Raw genomic sequence first — 15,801 nt, 5'->3', positions numbered from 1 at the left:
GACGGGTGCGGAGCGGGGAAGGCGGCATTCGGTGTGGCGGTGCAAGTGACGGGGCAAGGCACGCACGGCGGGGGCTGTACCTGCGGGAACTGCCCGAGCGGGGCTCCCGAGGGGCACCGCCGGGCAGTCGCGGCGTTCGTCGCGAAACGTGAGGAGTTCGCGGCCGGCCAGGGTCTGCCCGCCGCGCTCGCGCACTCACCGGGCGCGTCCAGGCAGTGGGTGTCCGACGAACTCACCCAGTCCGCGCGCGCCGTCGCCGACCGCAGCCGCGAGGCGGGGGACGCCTGGCTGCACGCGGTCTGGCGGCACACGCTGCTCCTGGTGTGGGGGGCCGTCGTGGTCTTCGTGCTGGGGCTGGCCGTCACCGCGATCGGCGCGGGCTGGACCGGCGCCCGTACGGCGGGGCTGATCGCCTCCCTCGTCGTGGCCGGGCTGCTCACCGGCGCCGCCACGCTGCACCGTACGCGCGGCGGCCTCCTCGCCCCGCTCATCGGCGAGGACAACCGGCTGTCGACCTCCCGCACCGTCGCCTCCGCGTGGGTGCTGCTCGTCGTCTTCGCCGTGCTGGTGCTCGCGCTCCAGCTCGCCGGGGCCTCCGACAACCGGGCGCGCGACGCGCTGATCGCGGGGCTCGAACTCGCCCGTGGCGTTGGCATGCTGACCGTGGTGACCGTGGTGTGCGCGACCGCCGTCGTCGTACGCCGGGTGGTGGGCGTACGCGTCGGGGACCGGCGGCTGCAGAAGGTACGGGCCGAGCGTCCGCGCCTCGCCGACCTGCTCTGCGACGACGGCGGGCGCGGCAGCTTCGCCGACGTCCAGTACACGCTGGTCACGGCCGTCGCCGTGCTCTTCTCGGCGGTACGGCTGGCGCGCCGCCCCGAGCAGCTGCCCGACCTGCCGTGGGCGCTCGCCCTGCTGGTGATCGTCTCCGCCGCGACGTACTTCGCCGCGAAGTGGGCCGAGGGCGGTCGCCCGGTGGTGCTGTCCGTGGTCCGGGCCAGGGAGGCCGGCGATCTGGACGCGCCGATCCGCACCGGTGACGACATCGAGATCCGGGGGACGGGCTTCGTGCCGCCGGGCGCCGGCACGCCGGACCGGCTGGCCAGGATGGTCGTACGGATCGGGCCGGTGCACATCCACGTACCGCTGGTCCCGGTCCCGGGCGGCTTCCAGAACCCGTCGGACACCGTGCTCACCGTGCCCGTCCCGGTCGACGTGGAGCCGGGCCGTCTCGACGTCCAGGTGGTGACGGCGGCCGGGGTCGAGACGAACCGGGTGCCGATCGACGTCGTGGACTAGGCAGGCTTCTCGGGTCCCGGGAAGATCCGCCGGACGGGCCCCCGGGCTGATCCGGACGACAGACCCCGAGTCCGGACCGGTACACCGCGGGCGGACGGCGACAAAGCGGGCGGGCCGCTGAGCGCCGGGTCCGTCGTATCCGTATGCATGCACGAGGCACGCAGGGACAATCGAGCCCTGCGAGCGACGTGGGCAGCGGAAAGGCAGGACGTGCCATGACGCACGGATACCGGACAGAGACCTTCGGAACGGTCGGAGGTGAGCAGCGGGGCTGGAAGGACTCGGCGACGAAGTACGCCCTGCTGCCGCTGAGGATCTTCCTCGGAGTGACCTTCATCTACGCCGGACTCGACAAACTCACCGACAGCGCCTTCATGTCGGCGAACGGGCCCGGTTCCGTCGGCGAACTGATGCGGAGCGTGCGGGACAGCTCGGCGATCCCCGCGCTCGTCGACCTCTCCCTCAAGAACCCCGAGGGCTTCGGCTACGCGATAGCCATCGGCGAACTCGCCGTCGGCCTCGGCACGCTCGTCGGGCTGCTGGCGCGGCTCGCCGCGTTCGGCGGCGCGCTGATCTCCCTGAGCCTGTGGCTGACCGTGAGCTGGCAGTCGGACCCGTACTACTACGGCAACGACCTCGCCTACCTCATGGCCTGGCTGCCGCTCGTGCTCGCCGGCGCCTCGGTGTTCTCCCTGGACGCGGCCCTGGCCGACAGGCGGCGCCGAATGCTGTAGTCGGCCATCGACACGGCGGAGGCCAGGAAGAGGCCGCCGCAGATGATCGGGACCATCACATACCAGGGGGTGTCCCACCAGCCCCCCGCGTCTCCGGCGAACACGGTGGCCGCGCCCGTCACGGCGAGGCCGGCCACCAGTTTGCCCGGCTTGAACTCATGCCGCAGCACGGGTCACCTCCACCTGTCCGACACCGGCTTCGAGCCGGAGGTCCAGTGTGCCCCCGGGCTTCACACCCTTGGGCGGGGCCACGGTACGCGTCCGTTCCTGGGCCGGTGAGAGGTCGATGTCGTTCGGCGGCTCGCCGGGGAGCCGGAGGTCGCCCAGCCCCACCTCCGCGCGCACCTTCAACGTCACATCGTGCGGCACGACGACCTTCAGCTTCCCCGCGCCGACCTCCGCCTTCGTACGGAGGGTCTTGCCCGCGGCGATGTCGACCCGGGTCAGGTCGAGCGTCCCGACGCCGGTGCCCAGTTCGTACGCCGGCGCCACCGAGGCGACCGTCGCCGGGCGCCATGTGGTGCGGACCCAGTCCGTGCCGATGTCCTTCGGGACGGCCGCCGAGCCCGCGAGCAGCCCGGCCGTGAGGATCGTGAGGAAGATCGTGCCGAAGCCCGTACGCCCCAGGAAGGCGCTCACGACGAGGCCGAGACCGAAAACCCCGAGCGTGGCGGCGAAGGCGATCTGCAGGCTCGTACCGAGCGGCTGCTCCTCCCACGACAGTCCGAGGCCGAGGCCGCCCGCGGCCATCGCCAGCAGGAAGACGAGGCCGCCGATGCCGCGCGGGCGGCCCTTGCGCCCGCACGAGGACCCTGACCCCTTCCGCTTCCCCTTCCCCCGGTCCGACGGGGCCGCGTCCGCCTCGTCGTCGGGGCCCCACAGATAGTCGGGCGGCGACGTCGGCCCCGTCGTGCCGTCCTTGACGATCGGGTCGCGCCACCACGACGGACTGCCGGGGGTCGGCGGGGCCTTCGTCTCCGGGGGGGCCTCGGCCACGGCCGCCGCCGTACCCGGGTCGAGCGGGCCGCCCTCCTGGAGGGTGGCGCTGCGCCGCTGCGACCAGACCGCAGCGCCGATCGTGGCGATCGACAGCATCGTGGCGAAGCCGAGGGTGCCGCCGTTGTTGAGCATCGACAGGAACAGGCCGCAGCCCACGAGCGCGAGGAGCACGGCGATCAGGGACGCGCCGTCCACACGGCCCGAGAGCAGACGGCGCAGCTCGTTCTCGTCCTCGCCGTCGACCGGCACCAGCAGCCAGGCGAAGCCGTAGAAGATGAGGCCGATGCCACCGGTCAGCGTGAGTACGACGACGACGATCCGGAAGATGACGGGGTCGAGGTCGCAGTAGCGCCCCAGCCCGCCGCAGACGCCCGCGACGACCTTCTGCCGCGGCGCGCGCACCAGCTGAGGGGGCCCAGGCTGCGGCGGCTGCGTCGAGGTGTGCGGCACGGACTGAGTCATACGACCATGGTGACCTTCCGTCCGCCCGGTCTCCACCCGTCCCGACCCTGGACGGTCCCTGATATTCGGCGGCGGCCGGCCGGCCGGTGTCAGGGTCGTTCTCGGGGCCGCTCTCAGGGCGCAGCCCTGATGCCACGGTGCACCCGTCCGTGTGACCATCAATGGCATGCCGGTCGCCACGCCCACCCCGCCCCCGTCGTCATCCTCGTCGTCGTCATCGGCCACGGGGCCTGCCGCGGGGTCGCCTTCGGGACCGTCGGGCGCGTCCCGGAGCCGCGGCCGGGCGTCGGGGACGGCCCCAGGGGCCGACGAGCAGCCGCTGCGCAAGCTCTACCGCAGCGCCGACGGCAGACTGCTGGGCGGCGTCGCACGCGGCCTCGCGGGGCATCTGGGGCTGCCGGTCGGCTGGGTACGGCTGGTCTTCCTCGGCCTGTTCCTGGCCCAGGGGCTCGGCGCGATGCTGTACGCCATCTTCTGGATCGTCGTCCCGCTCGGCTTCGGCGGCATGCCCACCGCCTCGCGCCCGCTCATAGAGACGACGGGCGAGGGTCGGCGAAGGCTCCGGAAGCCCGACACCGGACAGACCTTCGCGATCATCGCGCTGTTCGTCGTCGGATCCGTCTTCGTCGGGAGCGCGGATCTCGGCCGCGGCGGCGCGGGCCACTACATCTGGCCGACGCTGCTCATCGGCGCCGGTGTTGTCCTGGTGTGGCGCCAGGCGGACAACGCGCGCCGCGCGCAGTGGGCGTCGCTCTCCACGGACAGCAGGCGCCGCAGGGTCTTCCAACTGGCGCGCGGGCTCGCGGGCGTGGCCCTGGTCGGCATGGGCCTGACCGTCTTCATGGTCGTACGCGGCTCGGCCGCCCAGCTCGGCAACGTCCTGACGGCGGCCATCGCCGTCGTGGCCGGAGTCGCGCTGCTCGCGGGCCCCTGGCTGGTACGGATGACACAGGACCTGTCCGACGAGCGCCTGATGCGTATCCGCGCCCAGGAGCGCGCCGAGGTCGCCGCGCACGTGCACGACTCCGTCCTGCACACTCTCACGCTGATCCAGCGCAACGCGGACGACGGCGGCGAGGTCCGCCGCCTGGCCCGCGCGCAGGAGCGGGAGTTGCGCGCCTGGCTCTACAAGCCGGAGGGCACCGGCAAGGACGAGGAGAACGAACCGGACACCCTCGCCGAGGCCGTGAAGGCGACCGCCGCCGAGGTCGAGGACTACCACGGCGTACCGATCGAGGTCGTCGTGGTCGGGGACTGCCCGCTCGACGAGAAACTGACCGCACAGATGCAGGCAGCACGCGAGGCGATGGTCAACGCCGCCAAGTACGGTGGCGGAGGCGCTGTGCAGGTCTTCGCGGAGGTCGAGGGCCGCACGGTCTTCATCTCCGTACGGGACCGCGGACCCGGGTTCGATCCGGACTCGGTGCCGGACGACCGGATGGGCGTGCGGGAGTCGATCTTCGGCCGGATGGAACGCAACGGCGGTACGGCGAGGGTGCGTTCGGCGCCCGACGGGGGTACGGAAGTGGAGCTTGAGATGGAGAGGGCGGCGGACGCATGACCGGTATCAGCGGGACGAGCGGTGACGGCGGCGGGGGAGAGGCCGGGACCAGGCGGGTACGCGTGGTGCTGGTCGACGACCACCGGATGTTCCGCACCGGCGTACAGGCCGAGATCGGGCAGACGGCGACGACGGGCGTGGAGGTCGTCGGCGAGGCCGCCGACGTCGACCAGGCCGTCACGGTCATCACGGCGACCCGCCCCGAGGTCGTCCTCCTCGACGTCCACCTGCCCGGCGGCGGCGGCGTGGAGGTCCTGCGCCGCTGTGCCCCGCTGATGGCGGCGGCCGAGGACCCGGTGCGCTTCCTGGCGCTCTCGGTCTCCGACGCGGCGGAGGACGTCATCGGCGTGATCCGCGGCGGCGCGCGCGGCTATGTCACCAAGACGATCACCGGCACGGATCTGGTGGACTCGATCTTCCGCGTCCAGGACGGCGACGCCGTCTTCTCGCCACGGCTGGCGGGCTTCGTGCTCGACGCGTTCGCGTCGACGGACGCGCCGCCGGTGGACGAGGACATGGACCGCCTCACCCAGCGCGAGCGCGAGGTGCTCCGGCTGATCGCGCGCGGCTACGCGTACAAGGAGATCGCGAAGCAGCTCTTCATCTCGGTGAAGACGGTCGAGTCGCACGTCTCGGCGGTGCTGCGCAAGCTCCAGCTCTCCAACCGGCACGAACTCACGCGGTGGGCGACGGCACGCAGGCTGGTCTGAGCCGCTGTCCGTCAGCCGCGCGAGCAGAGCCACTCGGTGACGTAGTCCCGGCCCGCGTACTGGAGCAGGCCCCGGACGCACTCGCCGCGTGCCGTGTCGAGCCTGCCCGTCAGCGCGGCCGAGCGGTCCTCCGTACGGAGGGTGCCGAACCAGCCGGGGAACGCGGTGACCCGTGCGTCCCTGCGCTGGTACCCGAGCCGGAAGGCGGACGGGGGGCGGGTGTGCGCGCCGGTGCCGTGCCGTACGTAACGCGTCGTGAACGCGCCCTTGCCGCCCACCGGGCCGGCCACACAGAGCCGGCCGCCGGTGAGGTCGCCGCAGCCCGCGGGAGTGACGCCGACCGGGGCGAGGACGAGCAGCGAGCCGAGGGTGAGGCCGAGGGGGAGAACGCCCGCGCGGACCCGCGTGTGTCTCATGGCGTTCATCGTCGTGCGGCGGGGGCGACGCGGCACCCGGGCCTGGGCCGGGTGGGCCTCCGGGGGGGGGCGCTAGGCGGGGCGGGTGGCGCCCGCGAACGGCATCTGGTCGATCGGGGCCATCCGTACCCCGGCTCCCGGCCGGGGCGCGTGGATCATCTGCCCGCCGCCGACATAGAGCCCGACGTGCGAGATCCCGGAGTAGAAGAAGACCAGGTCACCGGGGGCGAGCTGGGAGCGGGCGATCTTTCGGCCCGCGTTGATCTGGGTGTACGTGGTGCGCGGGAGGGAGACTCCGGCGGCGCGCCAGGCGGCCTGCGTCAGCCCGGAGCAGTCGAACCCGTCGGGCCCGGTGGCGCCCCACACGTACGGCTTGCCGAGCGCCCCGCGCGCGTAGGCGATCGCGGCGGCCGCGCGGCCGTTGGGCGCCGGCAGGGCACCCGCGCGGCTCTGGGCGCGGTCGGCGCGTGGATCGGCCGAACCGGTGCTCCCGGCGTACCGGGCGCGTTCGGCGGCGGTGAGCCGGGCGAGCAGCTTCTCGGCGTCCGCGAGCTTCTTCTTGACCGTCGACTTGTGTGTGGCCAGGTCGGCCTGGCGGCTCCCCAGTTCGTCGGCCTTCCTGTCGGCCTTCTTGTGTAAGCGGCCGAGATCACCGAGTTGTGCGCGCATCCTGCCCACGGCCTGGGCCTGCTGGAAGCCCGCGCGTTCGGCGATCGCGGCCCCGCGCAGGTATGCGTCGGGGTCCGAGCTGAGGGCGAGTTGTACGGCGAGGTCGAGGCCGCCCGCGCGGTACTGCGCGGAGGCGATCGAACCGAGCGCGTTGCGCGAGACGTTGAGCCGTGCCGTGCGGCGTACGGCCTCGTCACGCAGTTTCTCCAGCGAGGCGCTCGCGTCCGCCGCCTTCTCCTTGGCGCCGTTGTACTTCTCGGTGGCGACCTCCGCCTCGTGGTAGAGCTTGTCGACCTTCGCCTTCACCTGGGCCGAGGTGAGCTGGGGTTCGGCGTGTGCGGGCGCCTCAAGACCGGTGGCGGTCGCCGCCCCCGCGAGGGCGAGAGTGGCCGCCGTACGGCCGTACGGCCCGCTGAACGGCCTGACGCTGAATCGGGGTCGGCGGTGCGCTGCCACGGGGGCGTCCACATCCTCTGTTCCACGCGGGCCCGGATGGCCCGTACGGGAGAGGACGCTAGGCGCGCGGGTCACGGACGCGCGCCGCCATGGCCGCTATTGCCCGCAGGTGGAAGATCACCGGCGGAATGTGCCCGCTTCCCTTACGCCCCGCGGGTCACTTCCCGGCAGGACATGACCGATCCCGCGACAACGGCCGCTCACCGGCCACCGACGCGGGTCTCGTCCGGCTACGACCGCGTCGCCGTCCCGCACTCCCCGTCCGCGCGCTCCGTCTGCTCGGTCACCGACGTGCTGCGGTCGTACGGGTCGACCCCCGGTCCGCCGTCCGCCCCGGCGGGACTCCGTTCGTCGGCGTACCTGGGGACGAGGTAGCCGGTGGGGGCGCCGCAGCCGCCGTTGGTGATGTGGACCTTGTAGGAAACGAGCGAGAAGGTCCCCCGCTCGGTGATCACCTTGGAGGGATCGTCCCAGCTCAGCACCGTCTCGCGGCGCACGATCGTGCGCGCGACCTCGTCACCGCCGCCGTCCGCCGCCCGCGTGACCGGGTAGACGTACGTGACATCGGCGGTCACCTGGAGGGCGCCGCGCCCACCCTCCCGGTAGCTGATCCGCCCCCGCGTCTTGACGACATCCCCGACGACGCGGGTGTGCGCCTCGTCGAACCGGCTGAAGAGCATCAGCGGGTCGTTCTGCTCGCTCGGCGCGCGGAACGCGGTCGCCAGGAAGTCCTGGACGTCCTTCTGGTGCGGGCTGATCAGCGCGATCGCCTCGGCCGGGTGCGCGCCCCGCAGCACCGCCGGATCCAGACTGGAAGCGGCGAGGAAGTCACGGCTCTTGTCGAGCGCGTCCTCCACCTGCGCCTTGGTCATCCACCCGGTCGCTCTGGCCACGGGCACCGTGATCCCGGCCGTCCCGCTCTCCCAGCGCACCGCGGGCGACCCCTTGAACGGTTCGTCGAGCGTGGGCAGCCGGGCCGGCTCCATGGGCGGTGCCTGGTCCGGGCGCCGCGACTCCGCGGCGAGCGGGCCTCCGCCTCCGGCCCCGTCGTCGCCGAACCACCCGGTGACCCGCCCCGGATCCAGCGCCACGGCCAGCAGCGCGACCGAGGCCAGCAGCCCCACGACGTACCGGACCTTCGGCCGCCGCGGCCTACGGGGCGGCTGGTGCGTACGCCATCCCTGCGGGGGCGCGGGCTCCTCCCGCAGCCGCTGTGTCACCATCCGGGCGCGTGCGGACGCCTCCTTGGGCGCGTCGGGCACGCCCTGCGCGGACTCCCGCAGGAACCGCTCCCACTCCTCGTCGGACACCGACGAACCGCCCTGATCCCCACCCGCGTTCACGCCGGACTCCTTCTTTCACCTCCGCGGTGTCTGGACCACCGCGAAGGCCCCTCCCCAGGGACATCTGTCGCATGATCGCACGGGGATTCCCAGAAAGTCCTGGCGGGGCGGCCGCCCCGGGAAGCGGGCTCAGGCCGGGCGCACGCTGCCGTAGATCGGCATGTAGTAGATCGACTCCTCGCGGACGTTCGCGCCCGGCTTCGGCGCGTGGATCATCTTGCCGTCGCCCTTGTAGATGCCGACATGACTGATGTCGTCGTAGAAGAACACCAGGTCGCCGGGGAGCAGGTCCGCCGTGGCGACGCGCTTGCCGACCTTCACCTGGTCCCAGGTCGTACGGGGCAGCTGCACGCCCGCCTCCTTCCAGGCCGCGGCCGTCAGCCCCGAGCAGTCGTACGAGCTGGGGCCGGTGGCGCCCCACACGTACGGCTTGCCGATCTGGGCGCGGGCGAAGGCGAGGACCTTCTCGGCCTTGGCCGCGTACGTACCGTCCGTGGCGCCCGAGCCGGTGCCGGTTCCCGCACCGGTGCCCGTGCCCGTGTCGCCGGTCGCGGGCTGCCGCTCCTTGCGAGCCTCCTCCTGGCGCTCGCGCTCGGCGGCCTCCTCCTTGGCCTTCGCCTCGGCCTTGCGGCGGGCCTCCTGCTCCTTCTCCCGCTCCAGGGCGGCGAGCCGCGCCTTCTCCTCGGCCGTCAGCTCGGAGAGCAGCGACCGCGCCGCCGCGAGCTTGTTCTGGACCTTCTGCTTGCCCGCCTTGAGCGAGGCCTGCGACTCCGTCAGCGTCTCCAGGCTCTTCGTCGCCTCCGTGCGCTGCTCGGCCGCGGACCGCTGCTCCTTCTGGAAGTCCTCGACGGCGCCCTGCTGGCGCTCGGTCAGCCGGTCCATCAGCTGGGTCTGCTCGAAGTACGACTCGGGGCTGTCGGCGAACATCAGGGCGGCCGTGGGACCGACGGCGCCCGCGCGGTACTGCGCCGCGGCATACGTACCGAGGGCGCGCCGCGCCTCGTTCACCTTGTCGGCGCTCTTGGCGACCTCGTCCAGGACCCGGTCGACCGACTTGCGCTGGGTGTCGGTCGCTTCCTTCGCCTTGTTGTACTGCTGCGTCGCCGTACCTGCCTGCCGGTACAGGTCGTCGACCTTCTTCTGCACCTCTTCCACGGAGGGCTTGGGGTCGGCCGGCGCGGCGGTGGCGCTCTGCGTCGAGAGCAGGGTGACCGAGGCGAGGGCGGCGGTCGTGAAACCGACGGCGGGGGTGTTCGCGCGTATTCCGGTACGAGTGCGCGCTTTGCGATGCGATGCCAAGGTCGGCATTCCTTCCGTGGACCGCCTACCGGGTTAGCTGTCGGGTTCGGGCGGAACGGAAGGCTGCCCTACGGGCCTGGGAAGACGGCCCGATTCACCCCGGTGGAACGTGTGGGTCCCCGGTTCCGAACTTCCTTCGCGGAAGCCCGGATTCGGCGGAGGCCGTCCGCTCGGCGCTGATCACCGATGGAGTACGGAACGTCTCGGCGAGCACGCTAGCCAATCCGTGGTGCTGCTGTGAAGGTTGATGGCCGATATGCCCGATACGTTTTCGTGACCTTTCGCATAAACGCCCGTCGGCGCCCCCGTGAGGCAGGTGGCGGTCCGCTGTCAGTGCGGCACTCTAGACTCAGGAAGCGATGAGCAGCCTCTTTGACGACAGCTTCCTGGCGGACCTCCAGCCCTCGGCCGAGGAGCCCCCGCCGCCGCCCGAGGACACCGCTCCGGAACAGGTGCCCGACGATCTCTTCGGAGGGAAGTTCGACGTGCCCCCGCCCAGGGATCCGCACCATCGCGACGGCGCCCCGCGCACCGTCGTGGACCCGGCCGCGCTGCTCGAAGGGCTGAACGAGGAGCAGCGCGCCGCCGTCGTGCACACCGGATCGCCGCTGCTCATCGTGGCCGGCGCGGGCTCGGGCAAGACCAGGGTGCTGACCCACCGGATCGCGCACCTGCTGGGGACCCGCCGGGTGCATCCCGGCGAAATACTGGCGATCACGTTCACCAACAAGGCCGCCGGCGAGATGAAGGAGCGCGTCGAGCAGCTCGTCGGCCCGCGTGCCGCCGCCATGTGGGTGATGACGTTCCACAGCGCCTGTGTGCGGATTCTGCGCCGTGAGTCGAAGCGGCTCGGCTTCACGTCGTCGTTCTCGATCTACGACGCGGCCGACTCCAAGCGGCTCATGGCCCTGGTCTGCCGCGATCTCGACCTCGACCCCAAGCGGCACCCCCCGAAGTCCTTCAGCGCCAAGATCTCGAATCTGAAGAACGAGCTGATCGACGAGGAGACCTTCGTCGGTCAGGCCAGTGACCCGTTCGAGAAGACGCTGGCCGAGGCGTACCGGATGTACCAGGCGCGGCTGCGTGAGGCCAACGCCCTGGACTTCGACGACATCATCATGACGACGGTCCATCTGCTCCAGGCGTTCCCCGACGTCGCCGAGCACTACCGCCGCCGCTTCCGCCATGTCCTGGTGGATGAGTACCAGGACACCAACCACGCGCAGTACACCCTGGTACGTGAGCTGGTCGGCCCCTCGGGCGAGGGACACGACCCGGCGGAGCTGTGCGTCGTCGGTGACGCGGACCAGTCCATCTACGCGTTCCGCGGCGCCACGATCCGTAACATCCTCCAGTTCGAGGAGGACTACCCGGACGCGACGACGATCCTGCTGGAGCAGAACTACCGCTCCACGCAGACGATCCTCAGCGCGGCCAACGCGGTCATCGAGCGCAACGAGAGCCGGCGGCCCAAGAATCTCTGGACGAACGCCGGAGCGGGCGCCCTGATCACGGGGTATGTGGCGGACACCGAGCATGACGAGGCGCAGTTCGTCGCCGACGAGATCGACCGCATGACGGACGCGTCCGAGGCCAAGGCGGGCGACGTCGCCGTCTTCTACCGGACGAACGCGCAGTCACGTGTCTTCGAGGAGATCTTCATCCGCGTCGGCCTCCCGTACAAGGTCGTCGGCGGCGTGCGCTTCTACGAGCGCAAGGAGGTCCGCGATGTGCTGGCCTATCTGCGGGTGCTCGCCAACCCCGAGGACAGCGTCCCGCTGCGACGGATTCTCAACGTGCCCAAGCGCGGCATCGGCGACCGCGCCGAGGCGATGATCGACGCGCTCTCGGTGCGGGAGAGGATCTCCTTCGCGCAGGCACTGCGCCGGGTCGACGAGGCGTACGGCATGGCGGCCCGTTCGTCGAACGCGGTGAAGCGCTTCAACACGCTGATGGAGGAGTTGCGTACGGTCGTCGAGTCGGGCGCCGGTCCGGCGACGGTCCTGGAGGCCGTGCTCGAACGGACCGGCTATCTCGCGGAGTTGCAGGCGTCGACCGACCCGCAGGACGAGACGCGGATCGAGAACTTGCAGGAACTGGCCGCCGTGGCCCTGGAGTTCGAGCAGGAGCGGGCCCAGGCGGCGGGGGCGACGGACGCGACGGCGCCCGCCGCCGACGCACCCGCTCCCGACGCTCCTGCCGCGGATGAGTCTGCCGTAGATACACCCGCTCCGGACGCGCCCGCCGCGACGACGTCCGGCACGCTCGCCGAGTTCCTGGAGCGGGTGGCGCTCGTCGCCGACTCCGACCAGATCCCCGACGAGGACGAGGAAGGCTCCGGTGTCATCACGCTGATGACGCTGCACACGGCGAAGGGGCTCGAATTCCCGGTCGTCTTCCTGACGGGCCTGGAGGACGGCGTCTTCCCGCACATGCGCGCGCTCGGTCAGGCGAAGGAGCTGGAGGAGGAGCGCAGGCTGGCGTACGTCGGCATCACACGCGCCCGGGAGCGGCTCTATCTGACCCGGTCCTCGATGCGCAGCGCGTGGGGCCAGCCCTCGTACAATCCGCCGTCGCGCTTCCTGGAGGAGATCCCGGGCGAGCATCTGGAGTGGAAGCGCACCGGTCCGATGTCCGCCCCGGCCGGCCCTACCTCGGGGATCACGTCCTCGCTGTCCACCTCCCGCGCCCGGTCGGGCCCGGCGGGCTTCGCCACGCGGCGCGCGACGGAGAAGCCGGTCATCTCGCTCGCGGTGGGGGACAGGGTCACCCACGACCAGTTCGGGCTCGGGACGGTCGTCACGGTGACGGGATCGGGCGCCGACGCGCAGGCCACGATCGACTTCGGCGACTCCAAGCCGAAGCGGCTGCTGCTGCGGTACGCGCCCGTCGACAAGCTGTAACGCGCGGACGCGCGGACCCGCGAGCGGGCGACCGCGCGGGCGGGCGGAATGAAGAGGTCCGGCTGGCGGCCGGTGGTCAGATGTTGAGGCCGTGGCCCCGGAGCCAGGGGAGCGGGTCGATCGCCGCGCCGCCGCCGGGCCGTACCTCGAAGTGCAGGTGCGGACCGGTGGAGTTGCCCGAGTTCCCGGAGTACGCGATCTCGTCACCGGCCTTGACCGAGCCGGAACGGATCTTCGTGCTGCTGAGGTGGCAGTACCAGGTCTCGGTGCCGTCGGCGGCCGTCACGATCGCCATGTTGCCGTAGGCGCTGTTCCACTGCGTACGGACGGTGCCGTCCGTCGCCGCCATCACCGGTGTGCCGTACGCGACGGGGAAGTCGATGCCCGTGTGCATGGACATCCAGTTGACGCCGGCCTGGCCGTAGTACGCGCTGAGGGCGTGATTCGCCACGGGAATCGCGAACTTGGGGCGGGCGGCCTCGCGGGCGGCGGCCAGCGCGTCGCGCTTCTTCTTCTCCGCCGCCTGCCGCTCCTTGAGGTCGATGCGCTCCTGGGTGCGGCTGGCGCGGTCCCCGAAGTCACGTGCGTCGGCGTTGAGAGCGGCGAGTTGGGTGTCGAGCTTGTTGTTCACCGCGGCGGGCTTGACCGCTGCCGCGTCCGACGCGGTGAGCGTCGTCGAGTCGTCCTTGGTCTCGTCGGCGGCGCCGAGTCCGCCGACCGAAGCGGCGGCGATACCGGCGACACCCATCACACAGGCGGAGGGGACGGCGACGGTCAGCAGAGCCGAACGCTTCGCCGGTGTACGGCGCCTGCCGCGACTGCCTCCGGCCGACCGGCGGACGGGGCGCGGGGTGATGGTCGCCGCGGTGACGGTGGCGGCGGCCCCGACGAGATGGTCCGCGTGCTCGGAGTGCTCGGAGTAGTCCGAATCGAGCTCCAGCTCCGATTCCGACACCTGTTCAGGCTCCGGACCTGGCGCGTCGTACTCGTGCTGGTCACCGTAGGCCGACGCCTCGTACGTGGACTGCTCGTACTCCGGCGTCTCGTACTCGGACCGCGCGAACTCGGTCGGCGCGAACTCCGCCTGCGCGTAGTCGGTTTCGTGCTGGTGCTCGGTCTCGGGCTCGTACGCCGCCGGTTCGTAGCCGGCGGGCTCGTACGGCGCCGACTCGTAGGACTCGTACGTCGCGTTGTCGCCGTAGTACGGGGCCTCGGCCTGGAGAGGTACGTCAGGCCCCGCGGCGGGCGCGCCCGAGTTCCAGGCGGTCGCGTCGTAGGCGCCGGTGTCGGCGACGGGCGCCGCCCACTGGTCGGCCTGGACGCCCTGACCGGTCTGGTCGTAGCCGTAACTCGCCGCCTGGTTCGCCTCGTTCCAGGCGTTCGCGTCCCACTGACCAGTCGCGTCGTACGACTGCTGGGGCTGTTGAGGCTGCTGGGGCTGTGCGGCGTACGCGTCGTACGCCTCGTACTGAACCTGGGGTGCCTGCGGCGCGTGCGTCGCGTAGGGGTCGTAACCCGCGTTCCACTGGGCCGAGTCGTACTGGCCGCTCTGATCCGCGTCGTAAGTGACCGTGCCCACCGGGCTCGTGCCCGGAAGCGCCCCGAAGAGCGGGTCACTGTCGAAACTGCCTGAGGAGTAGCCGTCGTGAGTGGCATATCCGGCGTGGGGGTGCTGGTCGTTCACCAACTTCTCTCTCGCCTCGGCAGCAGGACCAGGTTCCTGGGGCCGCCTTGACGAACGGAGGGACCCAGAAGGGAAAGCAGTGGCCGCGACTGTACCCGGCGGTATGCGACGGCGACAATCTTCGGCGGCTTCCGGGCGCTCGGGAAACGGGCATTCGGCCGTCTTTCGGCGGACTGTGGGCACACCTTTGGCCGTACGTTCGATATTCGTTCGATTTCAAGAGTCTCGGTGAGGTGTCGAAGCGACATCGAATCGACTCTGGCCGCAACCAGTTTCCGCCGCCTGCGTTTGGACTGCCTTGGGACCCTCAGGCCACCGATATCGCCCCGTCGGCCTGATCCTCGGCCCGCTGCGCGGCGCTTCCCGCCCACTCGGCCGACTCGATGAGCTTCGCGAGCTCCTCGCTGTCGTCGTGCTCCAGGACGTAACGGATGCCCGCGGCGACGGCCGGGTGCACCGGCAGGGCGAGGTGGCCGATACCGGTCACGCCCACGTTCTGCGCGACGAGGTCCGGGTGCTCGACACGAGCGGCCTCCACCGGTGACATGACCTGGTCGAGATCGCTCCAGAAGCTGACGAACCGGGTCCGGCAGCCGGGCGCCGGCTCCCGCAGCTCTTCGATCAGGTCCGAGCCGGGTCGCATCTGCCGGACGACCGGGTGCGCGCTGGCGAACGGGATGGCGCCGGTACCCGCATGGGGTGTGCCCATGGTGACCAAAGTCCGTACCCGTACGTCTCCGCCCAGTCGCTGTACGTAATACCGGGCGATCAGGCCACCGAGGCTGTGGCCGACGATGTCGACCTCGCGGTGCCCCGTACGGGCACAGACCTCTTCGATGTGGCGGCCGAGCACTTCGGCGGCCAGCCGGATGTCGCAGGTCAGCGGGGAGAAATTGAGCGATTCGAGGTGGGTCCAGCCATGTCGGGCCAGGGAGCGGCGCAGCAGCACGAAGACGGAGCGATTGTCCACGAAACCGTGCAGCAGCAGGACCGGGGGCCGGGATCGGCCCTCCGTGGGCAGTGTTTCGGCCTCGGGCGGCAGGTCGGGTGCCGGACGCTCATTGGCGATGCCACCCGGATAGAGGACCATGTGTCCCGCGAGGATGGCCATCTCGAGGACTGAGGCCCGCAGCAGCGTCACGGGCAGTTCCCAGGCCGCCGGCCGCCGTACGACAGACGGGAACGGCGAGAAGAGCTCGGAGAAAGGCGGGATCTTCATTGACCTACCTCCCTACGCCGCACGGGAAGCGATTCCCTTGCGGCTCC

Annotated in this window: 12 protein-coding genes and 1 riboswitch; of the genes, 5 read left to right on the top strand and 7 right to left on the bottom strand. The window is 71.4% G+C overall.

All coding sequences use genetic code 11. The features are described 5' to 3' along the window. The first annotated feature begins 33 nt into the window (after nt 1-33). Both IEY79_RS12925 and IEY79_RS12920 read left to right on the top strand, forming a co-directional pair. The gene (locus tag IEY79_RS12925) at nt 34-1,299 is read left to right on the top strand and encodes a hypothetical protein (protein ID WP_189107581.1); all 1,266 of its coding nucleotides are present in this window, start codon (nt 34-36) and stop codon (nt 1,297-1,299) included. A gap of 215 nt (nt 1,300-1,514) precedes the next feature. Continuing rightward, nucleotides 1,515-2,033 (top strand): DoxX family protein, encoded by a 519-nt coding sequence (locus IEY79_RS12920; protein ID WP_189107580.1) that lies wholly within the window; start codon nt 1,515-1,517, stop codon nt 2,031-2,033. Between the two features lie 156 nt (nt 2,034-2,189). Here the strand turns inward: IEY79_RS12920 and IEY79_RS12915 are convergent, their stop codons facing one another. Beyond that, nucleotides 2,190-3,494, bottom strand: a complete 1,305-nt coding sequence (locus IEY79_RS12915) for a PspC domain-containing protein (protein ID WP_189107579.1) — start codon at nt 3,492-3,494, stop codon at nt 2,190-2,192. Between the two features lie 166 nt (nt 3,495-3,660). Here IEY79_RS12915 and IEY79_RS12910 point away from each other — a divergent pair, with 166 nt between their 5' ends. Together IEY79_RS12910 and IEY79_RS12905 are read left to right on the top strand one after the other, a co-directional pair. Then, complete coding sequence (locus IEY79_RS12910; protein WP_189107578.1) at nt 3,661-5,055, top strand: ATP-binding protein; 1,395 nt, start codon at nt 3,661-3,663, stop codon at nt 5,053-5,055. Then, entirely contained in the window at nt 5,052-5,765 is a 714-nt protein-coding gene (locus IEY79_RS12905; protein ID WP_189107577.1) for a LuxR C-terminal-related transcriptional regulator, read from the top strand. Before IEY79_RS12910 ends, IEY79_RS12905 begins: the two co-directional genes overlap by 4 nt. A gap of 11 nt (nt 5,766-5,776) precedes the next feature. On the opposite strand, the gene IEY79_RS12900 is transcribed toward IEY79_RS12905, so the two are convergent. The 4 genes from IEY79_RS12900 to IEY79_RS12885 all read right to left on the bottom strand — a co-directional run bounded on the left by IEY79_RS12900 (nt 5,777) and on the right by IEY79_RS12885 (nt 9,957). Next, entirely contained in the window at nt 5,777-6,181 is a 405-nt protein-coding gene (locus tag IEY79_RS12900; RefSeq protein ID WP_189107576.1) for a hypothetical protein, read from the bottom strand. 72 nt (nt 6,182-6,253) lie between these two features. Next, nucleotides 6,254-7,306 (bottom strand): C40 family peptidase, encoded by a 1,053-nt coding sequence (locus IEY79_RS12895; protein WP_189107575.1) that lies wholly within the window; start codon nt 7,304-7,306, stop codon nt 6,254-6,256. Nucleotides 7,307-7,536: 230 nt separating this feature from the next. Further along, nucleotides 7,537-8,649 (bottom strand): hypothetical protein, encoded by a 1,113-nt coding sequence (locus tag IEY79_RS12890; protein WP_189107574.1) that lies wholly within the window; start codon nt 8,647-8,649, stop codon nt 7,537-7,539. Between the two features lie 129 nt (nt 8,650-8,778). Beyond that, nucleotides 8,779-9,957, bottom strand: coding sequence for a C40 family peptidase (locus IEY79_RS12885; RefSeq protein WP_189107573.1), 1,179 nt, complete (start codon nt 9,955-9,957; stop codon nt 8,779-8,781). Then, nucleotides 9,956-10,116: riboswitch (cyclic di-AMP (ydaO/yuaA leader) on the bottom strand. It overlaps the preceding gene by 2 nt. Before the next feature lie 191 nt (nt 10,117-10,307). On the opposite strand from IEY79_RS12885, the gene IEY79_RS12880 reads away from it, so the two are divergent. After that, nucleotides 10,308-12,851 carry an ATP-dependent DNA helicase gene (locus IEY79_RS12880; RefSeq protein ID WP_189107572.1) on the top strand — a complete coding sequence of 848 codons (2,544 nt, stop codon included), beginning with the start codon at nt 10,308-10,310 and terminating at the stop codon, nt 12,849-12,851. Nucleotides 12,852-12,927: 76 nt separating this feature from the next. Here the strand turns inward: IEY79_RS12880 and IEY79_RS12875 are convergent, their stop codons facing one another. Further along, nucleotides 12,928-14,535, bottom strand: a complete 1,608-nt coding sequence (locus IEY79_RS12875) for a M23 family metallopeptidase (RefSeq protein WP_189107571.1) — start codon at nt 14,533-14,535, stop codon at nt 12,928-12,930. A gap of 307 nt (nt 14,536-14,842) precedes the next feature. Continuing rightward, entirely contained in the window at nt 14,843-15,754 is a 912-nt protein-coding gene (locus tag IEY79_RS12870) for an esterase/lipase family protein (RefSeq protein WP_189107570.1), read from the bottom strand. Nucleotides 15,755-15,801: the final 47 nt, after the last annotated feature.

It is taken from the genome of Streptomyces camponoticapitis, from assembly GCF_014646115.1.
Classification (GTDB): domain Bacteria; phylum Actinomycetota; class Actinomycetes; order Streptomycetales; family Streptomycetaceae; genus Streptomyces; species Streptomyces camponoticapitis.
Note: the sequence above shows the minus strand (reverse complement) of the source record. Positions and strands in the feature narration are given on the sequence as shown.

Excerpts from the sequence above, each read along its gene's own strand:
- IEY79_RS12915 (WP_189107579.1), bottom strand. The coding sequence starts at position 3,494 with ATGACTCAGTCCGTGCCGCACACCTCGACGCAGCCGCCGCAGCCTGGG.
- IEY79_RS12900 (WP_189107576.1), bottom strand. The coding sequence starts at position 6,181 with ATGAGACACACGCGGGTCCGCGCGGGCGTTCTCCCCCTCGGCCTCACC.
- IEY79_RS12885 (WP_189107573.1), bottom strand. The coding sequence starts at position 9,957 with ATGCCGACCTTGGCATCGCATCGCAAAGCGCGCACTCGTACCGGAATA.
- IEY79_RS12920 (WP_189107580.1), top strand. The coding sequence starts at position 1,515 with ATGACGCACGGATACCGGACAGAGACCTTCGGAACGGTCGGAGGTGAG.
- IEY79_RS12910 (WP_189107578.1), top strand. The coding sequence starts at position 3,661 with ATGCCGGTCGCCACGCCCACCCCGCCCCCGTCGTCATCCTCGTCGTCG.
- IEY79_RS12905 (WP_189107577.1), top strand. The coding sequence starts at position 5,052 with ATGACCGGTATCAGCGGGACGAGCGGTGACGGCGGCGGGGGAGAGGCC.
- IEY79_RS12870 (WP_189107570.1), bottom strand. The coding sequence starts at position 15,754 with ATGAAGATCCCGCCTTTCTCCGAGCTCTTCTCGCCGTTCCCGTCTGTC.
- IEY79_RS12880 (WP_189107572.1), top strand. The coding sequence starts at position 10,308 with ATGAGCAGCCTCTTTGACGACAGCTTCCTGGCGGACCTCCAGCCCTCG.